Origin of the sequence: Plantibacter sp. Leaf314 (genome assembly GCF_001423185.1) — a bacterium.
Lineage (GTDB): Bacteria > Actinomycetota > Actinomycetes > Actinomycetales > Microbacteriaceae > Plantibacter.
Genome location: NZ_LMOB01000001.1, coordinates 326,990 through 345,046, shown reverse-complemented (window position 1 = coordinate 345,046; position 18,057 = coordinate 326,990). Strand labels below are relative to the sequence as shown.

The 18,057-nt window shown below is 69.1% G+C and carries 15 protein-coding genes; 9 read left to right on the top strand and 6 right to left on the bottom strand.

Annotated elements, in window-relative coordinates:
• Positions 1-21 precede the first annotated feature (21 nt).
• The 7 genes from dut (at position 22) to ASF68_RS01595 (ending at position 8,513) form a co-directional block, all read left to right on the top strand.
• Positions 22-525, top strand: a complete 504-nt coding sequence (gene dut / locus ASF68_RS01625; RefSeq protein ID WP_056005929.1) for a dUTP diphosphatase — start codon at positions 22-24, stop codon at positions 523-525.
• A complete protein-coding gene (locus ASF68_RS01620) occupies positions 522-1,142 on the top strand; it encodes a DUF3710 domain-containing protein (protein ID WP_056005926.1) in 621 nt (206 codons plus the stop codon). Before dut ends, ASF68_RS01620 begins: the two co-directional genes overlap by 4 nt.
• A 3-nt stretch (positions 1,143-1,145) precedes the next feature.
• Positions 1,146-1,934: a DUF3159 domain-containing protein gene (locus ASF68_RS01615; protein WP_056005922.1), complete on the top strand. Its 789-nt coding sequence runs from the start codon at positions 1,146-1,148 to the stop codon at positions 1,932-1,934.
• Positions 1,935-2,178: 244 nt separating this feature from the next.
• Positions 2,179-4,992, top strand: a complete 2,814-nt coding sequence (gene acnA / locus ASF68_RS01610) for an aconitate hydratase AcnA (RefSeq protein WP_056005919.1) — start codon at positions 2,179-2,181, stop codon at positions 4,990-4,992.
• Between the two features lie 143 nt (positions 4,993-5,135).
• Positions 5,136-7,100, top strand: coding sequence for a 1-deoxy-D-xylulose-5-phosphate synthase (gene dxs / locus ASF68_RS01605; RefSeq protein WP_056005915.1), 1,965 nt, complete (start codon positions 5,136-5,138; stop codon positions 7,098-7,100).
• Positions 7,101-7,155: 55 nt separating this feature from the next.
• On the top strand, positions 7,156-7,539 hold the full coding sequence (locus ASF68_RS01600) for a MerR family transcriptional regulator (RefSeq protein ID WP_056011194.1): 384 nt from the start codon (positions 7,156-7,158) through the stop codon (positions 7,537-7,539).
• Complete coding sequence (locus tag ASF68_RS01595; RefSeq protein ID WP_056005913.1) at positions 7,536-8,513, top strand: aldo/keto reductase; 978 nt, start codon at positions 7,536-7,538, stop codon at positions 8,511-8,513. Before ASF68_RS01600 ends, ASF68_RS01595 begins: the two co-directional genes overlap by 4 nt.
• 103 nt (positions 8,514-8,616) lie before the next feature.
• Here the strand turns inward: ASF68_RS01595 and ASF68_RS01590 are convergent, their stop codons facing one another.
• The 4 genes from ASF68_RS01590 to ASF68_RS01575 all read right to left on the bottom strand — a co-directional run bounded on the left by ASF68_RS01590 (position 8,617) and on the right by ASF68_RS01575 (position 13,874).
• A complete protein-coding gene (locus ASF68_RS01590; protein WP_056005910.1) occupies positions 8,617-10,758 on the bottom strand; it encodes a 3-hydroxyacyl-CoA dehydrogenase NAD-binding domain-containing protein in 2,142 nt (713 codons plus the stop codon).
• On the bottom strand, positions 10,759-11,964 hold the full coding sequence (locus ASF68_RS01585) for a thiolase family protein (protein ID WP_056005907.1): 1,206 nt from the start codon (positions 11,962-11,964) through the stop codon (positions 10,759-10,761).
• A gap of 73 nt (positions 11,965-12,037) precedes the next feature.
• Positions 12,038-13,222, bottom strand: a complete 1,185-nt coding sequence (locus tag ASF68_RS01580; protein WP_157580377.1) for an HRDC domain-containing protein — start codon at positions 13,220-13,222, stop codon at positions 12,038-12,040.
• Positions 13,223-13,277: 55 nt separating this feature from the next.
• A complete protein-coding gene (locus ASF68_RS01575) occupies positions 13,278-13,874 on the bottom strand; it encodes a DUF3000 domain-containing protein (protein ID WP_056005904.1) in 597 nt (198 codons plus the stop codon).
• Between the two features lie 25 nt (positions 13,875-13,899).
• On the opposite strand from ASF68_RS01575, the gene ASF68_RS01570 reads away from it, so the two are divergent.
• The gene (locus ASF68_RS01570) at positions 13,900-15,159 is read left to right on the top strand and encodes a S9 family peptidase (protein ID WP_082498434.1); all 1,260 of its coding nucleotides are present in this window, start codon (positions 13,900-13,902) and stop codon (positions 15,157-15,159) included.
• A 66-nt stretch (positions 15,160-15,225) separates the two neighbouring features.
• On the opposite strand, the gene ASF68_RS01565 is transcribed toward ASF68_RS01570, so the two are convergent.
• Together ASF68_RS01565 and ASF68_RS01560 are read right to left on the bottom strand one after the other, a co-directional pair.
• Positions 15,226-15,660, bottom strand: coding sequence for a SufE family protein (locus ASF68_RS01565; RefSeq protein WP_056005898.1), 435 nt, complete (start codon positions 15,658-15,660; stop codon positions 15,226-15,228).
• Positions 15,661-15,760: 100 nt separating this feature from the next.
• The gene (locus ASF68_RS01560; RefSeq protein ID WP_056005895.1) at positions 15,761-16,663 is read right to left on the bottom strand and encodes a sulfurtransferase; all 903 of its coding nucleotides are present in this window, start codon (positions 16,661-16,663) and stop codon (positions 15,761-15,763) included.
• A gap of 164 nt (positions 16,664-16,827) precedes the next feature.
• On the opposite strand from ASF68_RS01560, the gene zapE reads away from it, so the two are divergent.
• On the top strand, positions 16,828-17,862 hold the full coding sequence (zapE, locus tag ASF68_RS01555; RefSeq protein ID WP_056005892.1) for a cell division protein ZapE: 1,035 nt from the start codon (positions 16,828-16,830) through the stop codon (positions 17,860-17,862).
• Positions 17,863-18,057 lie beyond the last annotated feature (195 nt).

Here is an 18,057-nt window from a genome sequence, read left to right as displayed (position 1 = left end):
GAACTGCACTACCCTCGATTCGTGACCGAAAGCGTTGACGTACTCATTATCGCGCCGGATCTGCCCGGCTACGCACACCCGGGCGATGCGGGAGCCGATCTCGTCTCCGCCGAACACGTCGTCCTCCGACCGGGGGAGCGTGCCCTCGTCGGAACCGGGGTGTCCATCGCCCTGCCCGACGGGTTCGCCGCCTTCGTCGTCCCCCGGAGCGGCCTCGCAGCCAAGCACGGCATCACGGTCGTCAACGCGCCGGGCACCGTCGACGCCGGCTACCGGGGCGAGGTCAAGGTCACCCTCCTCAACACGGACCGCGACGCCGCGTTCACGATCGAGCCCGGCGACCGGATCGCCCAGCTCATCGTGATGCCGGTGGCCCGTGCCAACTTCATCCCGGTGGACCGCCTGCCGGGGAGCGCACGCGGAACGGGTGGGTTCGGCTCGACGGGCCGCGGCGCCCTCGCACACGCACCCGCCGACTCATCCACCAGCACCCACGGTGCCGCGCAGACAGGAACCCTCGCATGAGCGAACTCGAAGACCTTCCCGACCTCGACGTCGACGCCGAGCTGCCCGACGACGCGAAGTCCGCGCCGGAGGACCGCGACAGCGCCGGCCCGTTCGACGAGAGCGAGGCCAACCCGGTCCGTCCGTACATCGACCTCGGCGGCGTCAAGGTGTTGCCGCGCGAGGGTCTGAACCTCCGTCTCGAGGTCGAGGAGGCCACCAAGCGTGTCGTCGCCGTCGGCCTCGACTACGCCGGTTCGACCCTGCAGGTCCAGCCCTTCGCCGCCCCGCGGTCCACCGGACTGTGGAACGAGACCCGCGCCCAGATCGCCGAGCAGATCGCGCAGCAGGGTGGGACGGTCACCGAGCGCGAAGGGGAGTTCGGCCCGGAACTCGTCGCCGAGGTCCCGACCGGCGGAGCCGCCGGTGCCGAAGCCACCCACCTCGCACGGTTCATCGGGGTCGACGGCCCGCGCTGGTTCCTCCGTGGCGTGGTCGCCGGCGAGGGTGCCTCCAAGCCGGACGCCGCAGCGCTCGTCGACGACCTCTTCCGCAGCCTCGTCGTCGTCCGGGGAAACTCGCCGATGCCGCCGCGCGACCTCATCCCGCTGCGCATGCCGACGGCCACGAGCGCCTAGAGCATGTCGGGAGCAGCAGGAACCGGGCCGCACGACCCCGAGCGGCACGCCGCGGCCTCGGCCGAGGGCGCCGATCCGGTGGCCGATGGCGGTCGCCCGCAGGCGGGTCCGTCGATGAGCGCCGCGTTCGGTGCGGCAGCCCGCAAGTCGGGCCTCGGAGCCATGGCGGAGGGTGACGCCCCTACGGGGAAGGCCCTCCTCGCGGCCATGGGCGGCATCCGGGGCATCGCCGAGGCGATCCTGCCCGGACTCGTCTTCCTCATCGTCTACACCCTCACCTTCGACCTCGTGCCGTCGATCGTGGCTCCCGTCGCCCTCGGCGTCCTGTTCGCCATCGCGAGACTCGTACAGCGCCAGCCGGTGACCCAGGCTGTCGGTGGACTGCTCGGGATCGCGCTCTCCGCCGCCCTCGCGCTGCTCTCCGGACGCGCCGAAGACTTCTACGTGCTCGGATTCTGGACGAACGGGGCGTACGCGGTGGCCCTGCTCGTCTCCGTGCTCGTCGGATGGCCGGCCGTCGGACTCGTCGCCGGGTATCTCATGGGGAGTGGCACCAGCTGGCGCACCCACCCAGGACAGCGCCGCGCCATGCGCTGGCTCACGCTCGTGTGGGTGGCGATGTTCGCCGCCCGTCTCCTCGTCCAGCTCCCGCTGTACTTCAGCGGGAACGTCGAACTGCTCGGAACCCTCCGCCTCCTGATGGGGATCCCGCTCTACGCTCCGCTGCTCGTGCTCAGCTGGCTCGTCGTGCGGGCCGTGTTCCCGAAAGCGCCGGCGTCCACCGTCGCATGACCACGACCGAGAGCCCGGACCGACGCCGTCGTGCGTTCGGCACCGGGCTCTCGTGCTGTCCGGGATCCTGACGGCGCGGTGCTAGAATTGTCTCGACATCAAGATATATGCGCGGTGCCGAGATGACACGACGACTCCGACCCTGTAGTTAGGCAAGCCTTGCTAGCCCCGGAGACCCCGGCCGAAGCAAGATTGGTCGCAACGCACGTGAGTACTCGCCGCCGCCAATGAAGGAGAAGACGTTATGTCCACCGTGAACAGCTTCGGGGCGAAAGACACCCTGACTGTCGGGACGACCGACTACGAGATCTATCGCATCGACACGGTGGAGGGCCACGAGAAGCTGCCGTTCAGCTTGAAGGTGCTCCTCGAGAACCTGCTGCGGACCGAGGACGGCGCCAACATCACCGACGCGCACATCCGCGCCATCGGCGAATGGGTCCCGACCGCCGAGCCCGACACCGAGATCCAGTTCACGCCGGCCCGCGTCGTGATGCAGGACTTCACCGGCGTCCCGTGCATCGTCGACCTCGCCACCATGCGAGAGGCCGTCGAGGCCCTCGGTGGCTCTGCGGACAAGATCAACCCCCTCGCTCCGGCCGAGATGGTCATCGACCACTCCGTCATCGCCGACCTCTTCGGCAGCGAGAACGCGCTCGAGCGCAACGTCGAGCTCGAGTACGAGCGCAACGGCGAGCGGTACCAGTTCCTCCGTTGGGGCCAGACCGCGTTCGACGACTTCAAGGTCGTCCCGCCGGGAACCGGCATCGTGCATCAGGTGAACATCGAGTACCTGGCGCGCGTCACCATGACCCGCGAGGTCGGCGGCGTCCTGCGCGCTTACCCCGACACCTGTGTCGGAACCGACTCCCACACCACCATGGTCAACGGCCTCGGCGTGCTCGGCTGGGGCGTCGGCGGCATCGAGGCCGAGGCCGCGATGCTCGGTCAGCCGGTCTCCATGCTCATCCCGAAGGTCGTCGGCTTCAAGCTCAACGGCTCGATCCCGACCGGTGTCACGGCGACCGACGTCGTGCTGACGATCACGCAGATGCTCCGGAAGCACGGCGTCGTCGGCAAGTTCGTCGAGTTCTACGGTGCCGGCGTCGCCGAGGTCCCGCTGGCCAACCGCGCCACCATCGGCAACATGAGCCCCGAGTTCGGTTCGACCGCCGCCATGTTCCCGATCGACGACGTCACGCTCGACTACCTGCGCCTCACCGGTCGCAGCGAGGAGCAGATCGCCCTGGTCGAGGCCTACGCCAAGACCCAGAAGCTCTGGCACGATGCCGACGTCGAGCCCGCCTTCAGCGAGTACCTCGAGCTCGATCTCGCGACGGTCGTCCCCTCGATCGCCGGCCCGAAGCGCCCGCAGGACCGCATCGAGCTGAGCGACGCGAAGTCGCAGTTCGAGCGCGACCTGGTGGACTACGCCTCCGTCGAGCACGACATCGTCGACCTCGTCGGCGCCGACTCGTTCCCCGCGTCCGACCCCGCCGGCACGACGCCGCAGGACGAGGACAACCAGCACCACCACACCCACCGCAGCCACGCGCCGAAGTCGCTGTCCAAGCCGACGTCGGTCAGGCTCGAGGAGAACGGGGTCGACTTCACCCTCGACCACGGGGCCGTCGCCATCGCGGCGATCACCTCGTGCACGAACACCTCGAACCCGTCGGTCATGCTGGCCGCCGGCCTCCTGGCCCGCAACGCCAGCAAGAAGGGCCTGAAGGCGAAGCCGTGGGTCAAGACCACGCTCGCCCCGGGCTCCAAGGTCGTCACCGACTACTACGCGAAGGCAGGCCTCACCGAGTACCTCGAGGACCTCGGCTTCTACACCGTCGGCTACGGCTGCACGACCTGCATCGGCAACTCCGGTCCACTGCTCGACGAGATCTCGACCGCCGTCCAGGACAACGACCTCGCCGTCACCGCGGTGCTCTCGGGTAACCGCAACTTCGAGGGGCGCATCAACCCCGACGTGAAGATGAACTACCTGGCGAGCCCGCCGCTCGTCATCGCCTACGCCCTCGCCGGATCGATGAACTTCGACTTCGAGGTCGACGCCCTGGGTGTCGACGCCGACGGCAACGACATCTTCCTGAAGGACATCTGGCCCGACGCGGCCGAGGTCCAGGACACGATCGACTCCTCCATCAACAAGGAGATGTTCGACCACGAGTACAGCGGTGTCTTCGACGGTGATGAGCGCTGGCGTTCGCTCCAGACCCCCGAGGGCTCGACCTTCGAGTGGGACGAGCAGTCGACGTACGTCCGGAAGCCCCCGTACTTCGACGGCATGACCATGGAGACGACCCCCGTCTCCGACATCGTCGGCGCCCGCGTCCTCGCGAAGCTCGGCGACTCGGTCACGACCGACCACATCAGCCCGGCCGGCAACATCAAGGCCGACTCGCCCGCAGGTCGGTACCTCGACGAGCACGGCGTCGGACGCAAGGACTACAACTCCTACGGCTCGCGCCGCGGCAACCACGAGGTCATGATCCGCGGCACGTTCGCGAACATCCGCCTGAAGAACCAGCTGCTCGACGGCGTGGAGGGTGGGTACACCCGCGACTTCACGCAGGCCGATGCACCGCAGTCCTTCATCTACGACGCGTCGCAGAACTACCAGGCCGAGGGCACGCCCCTCGTCATCTTCGGTGGCAAGGAGTACGGCTCCGGTTCCTCCCGCGACTGGGCGGCGAAGGGCACGAGCCTCCTCGGCGTCAAGGCGGTCATCACCGAGAGCTTCGAGCGCATCCACCGCTCGAACCTCATCGGCATGGGTGTCGTGCCCCTGCAGTTCCCGGCCGGTGAGAGCTGGTCGTCCCTCGGTCTCGACGGCACGGAGGTCGTCTCGATCGCCGGCCTCGAGGAGCTCAACAACGGCACCACGCCGAAGACGGTCCGCGTGACGGCTGCTCCGAGCGAGCACTCGGCTCCCGGCAAGGAGACCGTCGAGTTCGACGCGGTCGTCCGCATCGACACCCCGGGCGAGGCAGACTACTACCGCAACGGCGGCATCCTGCAGTACGTGCTCCGCAGCCTCGTCTGACGCCGAGGTTCTACCACCAGGCCGGTCCCGACAGCAACCGTCGGGGCCGGCCTGCGGCGTTCGCCGCCCACCCCGTCCACGACGCGTACACTCGAAAGAAGGGCTCCGAGCGATCGGGAGGCCCACGGTGGAGGGACGACAGCGTGACAGTGCTCGATCAGGTGAACGGCCCACGGGACCTCGACCGCCTCACGGAGGCGGAACTCGTCGAACTCGCCGGAGACATCCGTGCCTTCCTCATCGCCAACGTCTCCAAGACCGGCGGGCACCTCGGGCCGAACCTCGGTGTCGTCGAACTCACGATCGCGATGCACCGGGTGTTCGACTCCCCGACGGACCCGATGGTGTTCGACACCGGTCACCAGTCGTACGTGCACAAACTCCTGACCGGCCGCCAGGAGTTCTCCGGTCTCCGGACCCGTGGTGGCCTCGCCGGCTACCCGCAGCGTTCCGAGTCCGAGCACGACATCGTCGAGAGTTCCCACGCGTCGAGTTCCCTCAGCTGGGCTGACGGCATCTCCCGCGCCTTCCAGATGACCGGGCAGGACGAACGACACGTCGTCGCCGTCGTCGGCGATGGAGCCCTCACCGGTGGGATGACGTGGGAGGCGCTCAACAACATCAGCGACGACAACACGCGTCGGCTGGTCATCATCGTGAACGACAACGGGCGCTCCTACGCGCCGACGATCGGTGGCATGGCACGCTTCCTGAGCGGCGTCCGCACCCGGCGGACGTACCGCGACCTGCGTGAGCGCAGCCAGCGTGCGTTCAACCTGCTCGGTGCACCCGGTCGCGCCATCTACCGGGGTGTCCGCGGAGGCGCCCACGGGTTCCTGTCCCGGCTCACGAACAACGAGGCGCTCTACTCCAACCTCGACATCAAGTACATCGGGCCGGTCGACGGACACGACATCCACGCGATGGAGGAGGCACTGACCCAGGCGAAGCACTACGGCGCACCGGTGATCGTCCACGCGATCACCGAGAAGGGTCGCGGGTTCCAGCCGGCACGGGACGACGACGCGGATCAGTTCCATGCCGTCGGCGTGATCGATCCCGAGACCGGGGAACCGGTCGGGGCAGCGTCCCGACCGTCCTGGACGGCCGTGTTCAGCGAGGAGATGCTCGCGGTGGCCGAGGCCGACGACCGCGTCGTGGCCATCACGGCCGCCATGCTGCGACCGGTCGGGCTCCACGCCTTCGCCGAACGCTTCCCCGAGCGGGTGCACGACGTCGGCATCGCCGAGCAGCACGCCTTCACTTCAGCGGCCGGGCTCGCCTTCGGTGGACTGCACCCGGTGGTGGCCGTGTACGCGACGTTCGTGAACCGCGCCTTCGACCAACTGCTCATGGACGTCGCGCTGCACCGCGCGGGGGTCACGATCGTCCTCGACCGCGCCGGCGTGACCGGCCCCGACGGACCGAGCCACCACGGCATCTGGGACCTCGCGATCCTGCAGGTCGTCCCGGGTATCCGGATCGCGGCACCGCGTGATGGTGAGCGGCTGCGCGAGGAACTGCGTGAGGCCGTCTCGATCGACGACGCCCCGACCGTCATCCGGTTCCCGAAGGGCAGCGCCCCCGCCGAGCTCCCGGCCGTCGAGCGTCTCCACGACGGTGTCGACGTCCTCCGGACGACCGAGCAGCCGGACGTCCTCATCGTCGCCGTCGGCCCGATGGCGCCCATCGCGATCGACGTGGCGGACCGGCTCGCCCAGCAGGGCATCGGTGCGACCGTCGTCGACCCTCGCTGGGTGGTCCCCGTCGCCGAATCGCTCGTCGAGCTCGCCGCGGCACATCGGCTCGTGATCACCATCGAGGACGGTATCCGCGTCGGAGGCATCGGCACCCGCATCAGGCAGACCCTCCGCGAGGCCGGTGTCGACACGGCCGTCGACGAACTGGGCGTGCCGGACGAGTTCATCGACCACGCGTCCCGCGAGCAGATCCTCGAGGATGCGGGCCTCACGGCGCAGCAGATCGCCCGCGACGTCGTGGCACAGGTCCTCGGCAGTCGGATCCCCGTCGCCCGCCCACTGCCTGACGACCGCGTCGAGCAGGACACGTCTTCGGAGCGGAGCACGACGAGGCCGCACGGCGCCTGACCGCGGGCTGTGGCGCGCTTGACTTCGAGTGCACTCGAAGTCGTATCGTGTGGACATGACCACTCTCCACGAGGGCTACGCCATCTCCGACGTCGCTGAACGAACCGGACTGAGCGTCCACACGCTCCGGTACTACGAGCGCGCAGGGCTCATGCCACGTCCGATCGGCCGCAGCTCATCGACGCACCGCCGCTACAGCGAGGGCGACGTGTCCTGGGTCGTGTTCCTGACGAGGCTCCGATCGACGGGCATGCCGATCGCGACGCTCCGCGAGTACACGGAGTTGGCTCAGCGCGGTGACGACACCGCCGAGGCGAGGCTCGAGCTGCTGCTGCGGCATCGGATCTCGTTCCTGGCCCGCCTCGAGGAGATGCAGCAGTCGCTGGAGGTCATCGATCGCAAGATCGAACTCTACACAGAACAGGTGGCAACACGATGAAGCACATCACACTCGGCACAGCGGGACCAGACATCGCCCGGATCGGCCTCGGCTGCATGGGGATGTCCGCGTTCTACACCGGTGCCGCCCTCGACGACGCGGCTTCGACCGCGACGATCCACCGTGCCTTGGACCTCGGCGTGACCTTCTTCGACACCGCGGAGATGTACGGCCCCTACCTCAACGAGGAACTGCTCGGAGCTGCACTCGGCTCACGCCGGGACGAGGTGACCCTCGCGACCAAGTTCGGCATGATCCGCAATTCCGGTGACGGACAGTTCGGCGCCGATGGCAGCGCCGCGAACGTGCGCCTGTCGATCGAGGGATCGCTGCGCCGGCTCGGCACCGACGTCGTGGACCTCTACTACCTCCACCGCGTGGATCCGGGCGTGCCCATCGAGGAGACGGTGGGTGCACTCTCGGAGCTCGTCACCGAGGGCAAGATCCGGTACATCGGTCTGTCGGAGGCGGCTCCGGACACGATCCGGCGTGCACACGCCGTGCACCCGATCACGGCTCTGCAGACGGAGTACTCGCTCTGGAGTCGCGACCCCGAGGCGGAGATCCTGCCGACCGTCCGTGCGTTGGGCATCGGCTTCGTCCCGTACTCGCCGCTCGGTCGTGGGTTCCTCACCGGCACGATCCGATCGCTCGACGTGCTCGACGAAACCGACTTCCGTCGCGCCAACCCGCGCTTCACGGGGGACAACCTCGCTGCGAACATCGCGATCGTGGAAGAGGTCGACCGGATCGCCGCGTCGCTCGATGCGACACCGGCCCAGGTGGCGCTCGCCTGGTTGCTGGCCCAGGGTGACGACATCGCGCCGATCCCCGGCACGAAGCGGATCCCGTACCTCGAGGAGAACCTCGGCGCCGACGAGCTCTCCCTGTCGGCCGACGCGCTCGCTCGACTCGACGCACTCCGTCTCCCTGCCGGTGACCGGTATCCGGACATGAGCACCGTCAACCGCTGAGCTCCGTCAGTCGCTGAGGGCCGGCGTCGCTCGAGGCTCAACCACGAGAGCGGGGTGCCGTCCACCGATGGTGGAGGACACCCCCCTCGTGAGACCGCGCAGACTACGCCTGCACCCCGCGGATGGGCGGGTGGTGGAACGTGTCGCCGAAAGCACGCTCACTGGCGCCCACACGGTCGAGGTACGGCGTCGCCCCACCGTCCTGGAACGGCCAGCCGGCCCCCAGGATGAGACCGAGGTCGATGTCCTGCGCCGCGGCGACCACACCCTCGTCCAACATGAGCTTGATCTCCGACGCGAGACCGTCCTCGACCCGGCGCAGGATCTCGGCTTCCGAGAGCGGCGCGTCGCCCGTGACGAGCGCCTTCTGCGCCTGCTTCGTGAAGCCCGTCACCTTGCCGCCCTTGTCCTTCTCGACGACCGAGTCCAGCGCGGCCAGTCGGTGCAGGTTCTCGGAGGCGAAGAAGCGATCCGGGAACTTGCCGACCATGGTGTCCTGCACGTGTGCCGCGACCTTCCAGCCGACCAGGTCGATGAGCTGGAACGGCGTCATGGGGAGGCCGATGGGTGCGAAGGCGCGTTCGACGGTCAGCACCGGGGTGCCGGCGTCGAGCGCGTGCGCCGCTTCGCCCATCACCTTCGCGAGGAGCCGGTTCACGATGAAGCCGGGTGCGTCTGCCGTGAGGATCGCACTCTTCTTGAGCTTCGCCGCGGTGGCGAAGGCCGTCGCGAGCGTCTCATCGTCGGTCTGCGGCGTCTTCACGACCTCCAGCAGCGGCATGACGGCCACCGGGTTGAAGAAGTGGAAGCCGACGAGCCGCTCCGGGTGGGCGAGCTTGGCGCCGATCTCCTCGACGGAGAGTGACGAGGTGTTCGTCGCGAGGACGGTCTGCTCCGAGACGTACTGCTCGACCTCGGCGAAGACGCTCTGCTTCACCCCGACCTCTTCGAAGACGGCCTCGATGACCCAGTCGCAGTCCGCGAAGTCGGCCTTGTCCGTGGTGCCGGACAGGAGCGCCTTCAGGCGGTTCGACTCGTCGGGGGAGATGCGACCCTTCTCGCGGAGGGTGTCGATCTCGCCGTGGATCCGGGTGACGCCGGCGTCCACGTGCCCCTGATCGAGGTCGGTGATGACGACCGGGACCTGCAGCCGCCGGAGGAACAGCAACGCGAACTGACTGGCCATGAGCCCGGCACCGATGATGCCGACCTTCGTGACCCGCCGAGCGAGCTGCTTGTCCGGCGCACCCGCGGGCCGCTTGGCGCGCTTCTGCACGAGGTCGAACGCATACATGCTCGCCTGGAACTGGTCGCCGACGATGAGCTCGGACAGCGCCCGGTCCTCTCGCTCGAACCCCTGTGCCTTCGTGCCGCTGCGGGCGGCCTCGAGCAGGTCGAGGGCCGCGTAGGGCGACTTCGCGACGGTGCCGATCTTGCTCTCGAGCATCTTGCGGGCGGTGCTGATGGCGAGCGGCCACTTGATCGTCCGCTCGACCTTGCCCGGCACGTTCTTGCGCTGCACGGTCACCGTGCCACCGAGCACCCCGTCGGCCCAGCGCAACGAGTCCTCGAGGAAGGTGGCGGCGGGGAACATGACGTCGGCGATGCCGTAGGCGAGCGCGTCCTGCGCCTTGAGCATCCGGTTGTTCTTGAGCGGGTTCGAGATGACGACGTTGAGTGCGTTCTCGATGCCGATCAGGTTCGGGAGCAGGTAGGCACCGCCCCAGCCCGGGATGAGTCCGAGGAACACCTCGGGGAGCGCGATCGCGGGCGCCGAGGCGTCGACGGTGCGATAGTTCGCGTTGAGGCCGATCTCGAGTCCGCCACCGAGCGCGAGCCCGTTGATGAAGACGAAGGTCGGTACGCCGAGGTCCTCGAGCTTGCCGAAGACATGGTGGCCGAGCTGCGCGAGCTTCGTGGCCACCGCACGGGACGGGATGTCGCCGACCTTGCTCAGGTCGGCGCCCGCCGCCAGGATGAACGGCTTGCCCGTGATGGCGAGTCCGTCGATCTCACCGGATGCGGCACGGGTCCGCTGCGTCTCGATGACCCCGTCGAGTTCGAGCAGGGTCACCGGGCCGAGGGTGTTCGGCCGGGTGTGGTCGCGTCCGTTGTCGAGGGTGATGAGCGCGATCGTGCGCCCGCTCGCCATCGTGACGTCCTTGACGTACGAGCGGGTGACGACCTCGTCGTCGCCGCTGATCGCGACGAGTTCCGAGAAGTCGATGGTCGTGTAGTCGGTCATCTACTTGCGTCCCTTCTTGCCGGTGAAGTGCGGGTTCTCCCAAATCACGGTGCCACCCTGGCCGAGGCCGACGCACATGGCGGTGAGTCCGTAGCGGACCTCGGGGTGCTCGGCGAACTGCGCGGCGAGCTGGATCATGAGCCGGACGCCGGATGCCGCGAGCGGGTGCCCGACGGCGATCGCGCCACCCCACGGGTTCACGCGCGGGTCTTCGTCGTCGATACCGAAGTGGTCGAGGAAGGAGAGCACCTGGACGGCGAACGCCTCGTTCAGTTCGAACAGACCGATGTCGTCGATGGAGAGCCCCGCCTTGCGCAGGGCCTTCTCGGTGGACGGGACGGGGCCGATGCCCATGATCTCCGGTTCGACACCGGCGAAGGCGAAGCTGACGAGCCGCATCTTCGACGTGAGTCCCAGCTCCTTGGCCGTGTCGGCGCTCGCGAGCATGCTCACGGTCGCCCCGTCGGTCAACGGCGAGGCGTTGCCGGCCGTCACGCGGCCGTGGGGCCGGAACGGCGTCTTCAGTCCAGCGAGACCCTCCATGGTGGTCTCTGGCCGCAGCCCCTCGTCGCTCGTGGCGAGTCCCCAACCGCTGTCGCTCCGGAGGGCGACCGGGATGAGGTCAGGCTGGAGGCGTCCCGCTTCATAGGCCGCCGCGACCTTCTGCTGGCTCCGCATGCCGAAGCGGTCGGAGCGTTCCTTCGTCAGGTGCGGGAACCGGTCGTGGATGCGTTCCGCCGTCTTACCCATGTTCAGTGCGTCCTCGCTCACGAGGCGCTCGGCGAGGAAGCGGGGGTTCGGGTCGGCGTCGAGCCCCATCGGGTGGCGACCCATGTGCTCGACACCGCCGGCGAGGACCAGGTCGTAGGCACCGAACGCGATGCCGCTGCCCAGGGTGGTGACCGAGGTCATCGCCCCAGCGCACATGCGGTCGATCGCGAAGCCGGGGACGGACTTCGGCAGGCCCGCGAGCAGCGCAGCGGTCCGGCCGAGCGTGAGTCCCTGGTCACCCTGCTGGGTCGTGGCGGCGATGGCCACCTCGTCGATCCGGTCGAGTGGCAGACCAGGGTGACGTTCGAGCAATCCGATGATCGCCTTGACGATCAGATCGTCGGCCCTGGTGTTCCAGTACATGCCCTTCTCGCCGGCTCGTCCGAACGGTGTCCGGACTCCATCAACGAATACGACGTCGGCTTGTTCGGCCACGTTGCCTCCTCATTCTCGGGTACGCCCCGATCCTAGGCGGCGGACGCGTGCCGGCGTCCTGGTGCAACGCTTCCTACGAAGCGTCCGGGTCAGGCTCCTCGAGGGATTGGGCCGACTCCACAAAGGCGTCGGTGATCGCGCGAGCGGTCGCGTCGATCTGCCAGGGCCGCGCATCGTGCTCGGAGAGGGCTGCCGCGACCGCCTCGACGGTGAGCGGCTCGGGCGGCGACCACGCCAGGCGGCGCAGCGTCTCTGGGGTGAGCAGGTTCTCGACGGGCATCGTCAGGAACTCCGCCGTCGCGAGGATGCGCGTCCGTGCCGCGGTGTACCTGGCGTGCGCCTCGGGGTTCTTGTCGGTCCAGCTGCGCGGGGGAGGGAGCGTGTCGGAGCTCGGGCGGGCTCCCGGCAGGTCCTCGGTGGTCTGGCCCGTGTGGATCGCACTCCACCAGAGGTCGAGCTCCGTGCGGCTCGCACGGCCGCGGAAGTCGGAGAGTGCCGCGAGGTCGCGTTTCGACGCCGGGTTCGCCTTGGCTGCCGCGGTGATCGACGCATCGGGGATGAGGCGACCCGGCGCGGTGTCGCGGCGCTGCGCGAGGGCGTCGCGGGCGAGCCACAGCTCTCGGGCGACCGCGAGGTTCCGCTGCCCGCGGACGGCATGGAGTCCGGAGAGCCGACGCCACGGTTCGGCTCGGGGCGCTTTGGCCTCGCGCGCGAGGGTCGCCTCGAACTCCTGCCGGGCGATGTCGCTCTTGCCGGCCTCCTCGATGCGGGCGGCCAGTTCCTCCGCCGCGTCCACGAGGAGTTCGACGTCGAGCGCCGCGTATTCGAGCCAGGCGGCCGGCAGAGGACGGGTCGACCAGTCGGCCGCGGAGTGCTCCTTGGCCAGGTGGATACCCAGCAGCTCCTCGACCACGGCTCCGAGCCCGACCCGCGGCAGGCCGAGCAGCCGCGCACCGAGTTCGGTGTCGAAGAGTTCACTCGGATCGACACCCACCTCGCGGAGGCAGGCGAGGTCTTGGCTCGCGGCGTGGAGGATCGACCGCTCGCCCTGGATCAGCTCGCCGAGTTCGGCCATGGAGCCGATCGCCGGCGGGTCGTAGAGGAACACACCGGCGCCGCGGCGGTAGACCTGGATGAGATAGGCGCGCTGGGAGTAGCGGTACCCGGACGCACGCTCGGCGTCGAGTGCGAACGGGCCGTTCCCGGCTGCCAGGACCTCGAGCGAGGCGAGGTAGGCCTCGCGGGTGTCGGTGACGATCCGTGGTCCGGTGGGTGCGGGTGGGTCGAGCAGCGGTGCTGGTTCGGGGGCCGCGTCACTCACGGTGAGCTCGTTTGACGGACAACAGGGACACCCCTTCGGTGGTCGGAGGCAAGCCGGCGAGCATGCACAGCAGCTCTCCCCATCCTTCCACGTGCGCCGCGACGTCGCTCTCGAGCGGCGTCCACGAGGCCCGGAGCTCGATCTGTGCGCCGTCGCCCTGGCGAGCCAGTTCACCGAAGCCGCTCGAGATGATCTTCGTCGCCGTTCCGGAGGCGGCCTGATAGGCGGCACCTCGGGTGTCCAGCGCGTCGACGAGCCAGGACCATGCGACGTCGGCGAGGAACGGGTCGAGGCCGATCTCGGTCTCCAGCGGCGCCTGCGCGAAGCAGACCACGCGGAACCGGCCACCCCAGGCCTCCGAGCCCTCGGGGTCGTAGAGGAGCACGAAGCGTCCCGTGCCGAGGTCCGAGTCCGCGTCGTGTCGACTCGGCGACACATCCGCAGCGAGGGCGATCGCGAAGGGCGCGAGGTTGCTCGGCGCGGGGATCTCCGTGACCCGCAGATCGGGTCGGACGGCAGCCGCGCGAACAGCGTCCACCGCTCGGGCGAACTCTTCGGGAACCTTTGCCGTCGTCGGACTCTCTACCACGACTGAAGACTAGAGTTACATCCCGATGAATGGGCAGAGGCACGCCGGGCGGAGACGCGGACCCGGGTCGTTGGCGGGCGGTCTTGGATCGACGATCAGCGAGGTCCGTCGACGACGTTCACCGGCCACCGATGCGGTCCTCATCGCGGGTGGGGCGACGGCCGCTGTCGGCGCCCTGGGACTCGCGATCGTGGCGACCATCGCACGGAAGGTCGTGGTGCCGGCCCGCGACCGACCGAGCGAGGCGCGCATCCTCGCGCTCGATCGAGCGGCGGGGACGCTCGAACTGGTCGCGACCCCGGACACCGTGGTCCCCGGCCGGTACGGCAGCTGGGTCACCCGGCGGGCCGCCTACGTGCAACTGGGGGACATCGTCGAGATGCGCCCGCACACCGTCGTCCGCACGCTGCTCGGCGGAGACGTGGACGCGCTCCGGGTCGGTCAGGAGGCCGAGTTCAGCGGCTGGTTCTTCCGGCGGCCCGATGAGCTCGGACTCGCCGCGGAGGACGTGCTCGTGCCGACACCGCTCGGTCCCGCCCCGGCGTGGGCGATCCATCCGGAGGAGGGCCCGTCGACGCGCTGGGCCGTCCTCGTACACGGTCGGGGCACGACCCGGTCCGAAGCCCTGCGGGCCGTGCCCAGCTTCCGGAACGCCGGGTACTCCTGCCTGCTCGTCTCCTACCGGAACGACGGGGACGCACCGCCGGCACTCGACTTCCGGTACGCCCTCGGCGACGAGGAGTGGCGGGACGTCGACGCGGCGATCGGCTGGGTGCGCGAGCAGGGTGCCGCGGACGTGGTCCTCATGGGGTGGTCCATGGGCGGCGCCATCGTGCTGCAGGCCTCACGCCGGACGACGCACCCCGAGTTGATCCGTGCCGTCGCGCTCGACTCGCCGGTCATCGACTGGGTGGACGTCCTGCAGCACCAGGCACGGGAGAACCGTATCCCGAGCGTGGTGGGGCGCGTCGCGCTGCTCGCCATCAGCCGTCGGTGGGGGAGACTCCTCACCGGGCAGGCGACGAGCATCGACCTCGCCAGGCTCGACTACGTCGCCAACGCCGCCGACCTCGCGCTACCCATCCTCCTGATGCACAGCGACGACGACGGATACGTCCCCGCCGGACCGTCGAGGGCCCTCGCGCTCGCCCGCCCGGACATCGTGACCTTCGTCCCCTTCACCGTCGCCAGACACACGAAGCTCTGGAACTACGACCCGGAGCGCTGGACCGCGGCGGTCTCGGACTGGCTCGACGAGATCGTGCCGCTCCCACCCGGCCACTGAACGGGCGTTCGCGCGAGTTCCGGCGACCGCCCGCCGCCTCAACGGACGAGCGACGGCGGCGGTGGCTCAGGCGAACTCGCGGAGGCGACGCTTGGCGCGACCGAGGAGGGCCGACATCCCTCGCAGTCGAAGCGGGGAGACCGCGCGCGACAGCCCGATCATCTGCGGGAAGTCGTCCGGGACGGCGAGCACCTCGTCGACCGTCAAGCCCTCGAGCCCCTGGACCAGGATGCTCGCGAACCCGCGTGTCGTCGGTGCCTCCTCCGGTGCCGTGGCGAACAGGTGCACGATCCCGTCCTCGTCGACCTCGATGAAGAAGAACACGGGCGCCTGACACTCGAGCACGCGTTCCATGAGGTCCGGGTGGTCGCGGTAGCGCTCGGGCAGCGGCGGCAACTCGTCGCTGAACTCGAGCAGCAGTTGGAGCCGGGATCGTTCCTCGACGGCGAGGAATTCGTCGCGGATCTCGGCGAGGTTCGGGGCGAGGAGGGCATCGGTCATGGTTCCTCCAGTATCGCAGCCACCGGACGCGGAACCGCCCTCCGAGCCGCGGACGGGTCTCGGAGGGCGGTCAGGGAACGCGCGGTCAGTGGACGAGCACTCAGCGCGTCGGCACCTCGCCGGGCTCGGAGCCCTGCGTGATCGGCACCCGGACGGCGCTGCCCCACTCCGTCCACGAGCCGTCGTAGTTGCGGACGTCGTCGAAGCCCAGGAGGTGCTGCAGCACGAACCAGGTGTGGCTCGACCGCTCGCCGATGCGGCAGTAGGCGATCACCTCGTCGCCCTCGGCCAGACCGGCTCCGTCCCGGTAGATCGCGTCGAGTTCCTCGGCCGGCCGGAACGTGCCGTCCTCGGCCACGGCCTTGCCCCACGGGACACTCTGGGCGCTGGGGATGTGCCCGGCGCGCAGCGCACCCTCCTCGGGGTAGGCGGGAGCGGTCGTCCGCTCGCCGCTGTACTCCTCGGGGGAGCGCACGTCGATGAGCGGCTTCCCGAGGTGCGCGAGCACGTCGTCCTTGTAGGCGCGGAGCTTCGAGTCGTCGCGCTCCACGACGGGGTACGTGGTCGCCTCGCGGTCGGCGACGTCGCGGGTGATCGCCCGGCCGTCCGCGATCCACTTGTCGCGCCCGCCGTCGAGCAGGCGGACGTCCTCGTGTCCGAAGAGGCTGAACACCCAGAGCGCGTACGCGGCCCACCAGTTGTTCTTGTCGCCGTAGACGACGATCGTGTCGTCGCGGGAGATCCCTCGGGAGCCGAGCAGGTCCGCGAAGGCGGCCCCGTCGATGTAGTCGCGCTCGACGGGGTCGTTGAGGTCCGTGTGCCAGTCGATCTTCACCGCACCCGGGATGTGACCGGCCTCGTACAGCAACACGTCCTCGTCGGACTCGACGACGACGAGCCCCGGTTCGCCCAGGTGCGCTTCCAGCCAATCCGCCGTGACGAGGCGCTCGGGGTGGGCGTAGGCGGCGAACTTGGTCGAGGTCGAATCGGCGTCGACGGTCATGGGTACCTCCGGTCGTGCAGCTGGCTGCGATGGGGCTCGGGTGTCGTGCATCTAGGCTGGAAGCCTGTCCCTTCGACAGTACGCCGTCCGGGCCGTCGCCCCGCACCGATCCGTCAGACGCCGTAACCCTGCACCAGACTCAGAGCCAGAGGTTTGCCGTGACCATGTCCTCCGTCCCGACCGGGAACCGCAGCCTCACGGACCGCAATCCGGCGGTCAGCGGAGCCGAGATCGTCGCCAGCCTGACGCCGCCGCGACAGTTCCATGAGGCGAGCTTCGACTCGTACCGTCCGGATCCCGACTTCCCGGGCCAGGCGGCCGCCGTCGAGCAGTTGCGTGGCTTCTTCGCCCCGCAGGCCGGCGGCGGAGGCGGCTTCTTCGGCCGACGGAAGTCCAAGGAACCGAAGGCCAAACCCGGCGTCTACCTCGACGGCGGCTTCGGCGTCGGCAAGACCCACCTGCTCGCCGCGCTCTGGCACGACGCCCCCGGGCGGAAGAAGTACTTCGGCACCTTTATCGAGTACACCGCGCTCGTCGGCGCGCTCGGGTACGCGGCGACGGTCGCCGAGCTCAGCGGTGCCACGCTCATCTGCATCGACGAGTTCGAGCTCGACGACCCGGGCGACACCATGGTGATGACCCGACTGCTCGGCGAACTCGTGTCGACCGGCACCCGGATCGCGGCGACCTCCAACACGCCGCCGAACGCCCTCGGCGAAGGCCGCTTCGCCGCAGCCGACTTCCTCCGCGAGATCCAGGCCATCAGCGCCAACTTCGAGACCCTGCGCATCGACGGGACCGACTACCGTCGCCGCAGCATCGAGGGACACGCCGTCGTGAGTTCCGACGAGCGGTTCGACGAACGCGTCGCCGACGCCGCAGCCGCCGGCCGCCACGTCACCGTCGACAGCTTCGACGAGCTCATCACCCATCTCGCGGCCGTGCACCCCTCCCGGTTCATCGGACTGCTCGAGGGGGTCGACGTCATCGCACTCCGCGAGGTGCACGTCCTCACCGACCAGGGCCAGGCGCTGCGCCTCGTCGCTTTCATCGACCGCGTGTACGACGCCCAGATCCCCATGGTCACGACCGGGACCGCCCTGGACGAGGTCTTCGGCGGCGACATGCTGAACGGTGGCTACCGCAAGAAGTACCTGCGGGCGATGTCGCGCATGATCGCCCTCACCTCGATGGACTGACCGGTCCCACCGGGTCACGAAACACGCTGTTTACCTGGGCGGCACTCGCGTAACACATCGGAAACACGCTGACCGTCGCGCCGAAACCTCCATTCCCCAGACTGGTCGCTGTACCGAGTCGGACGGCGAGACCTGGCTCAGCCGGTCCTCACCATCTCGGTCACCCGTTGCAAGACCACGATGTGTGAGGAAGAT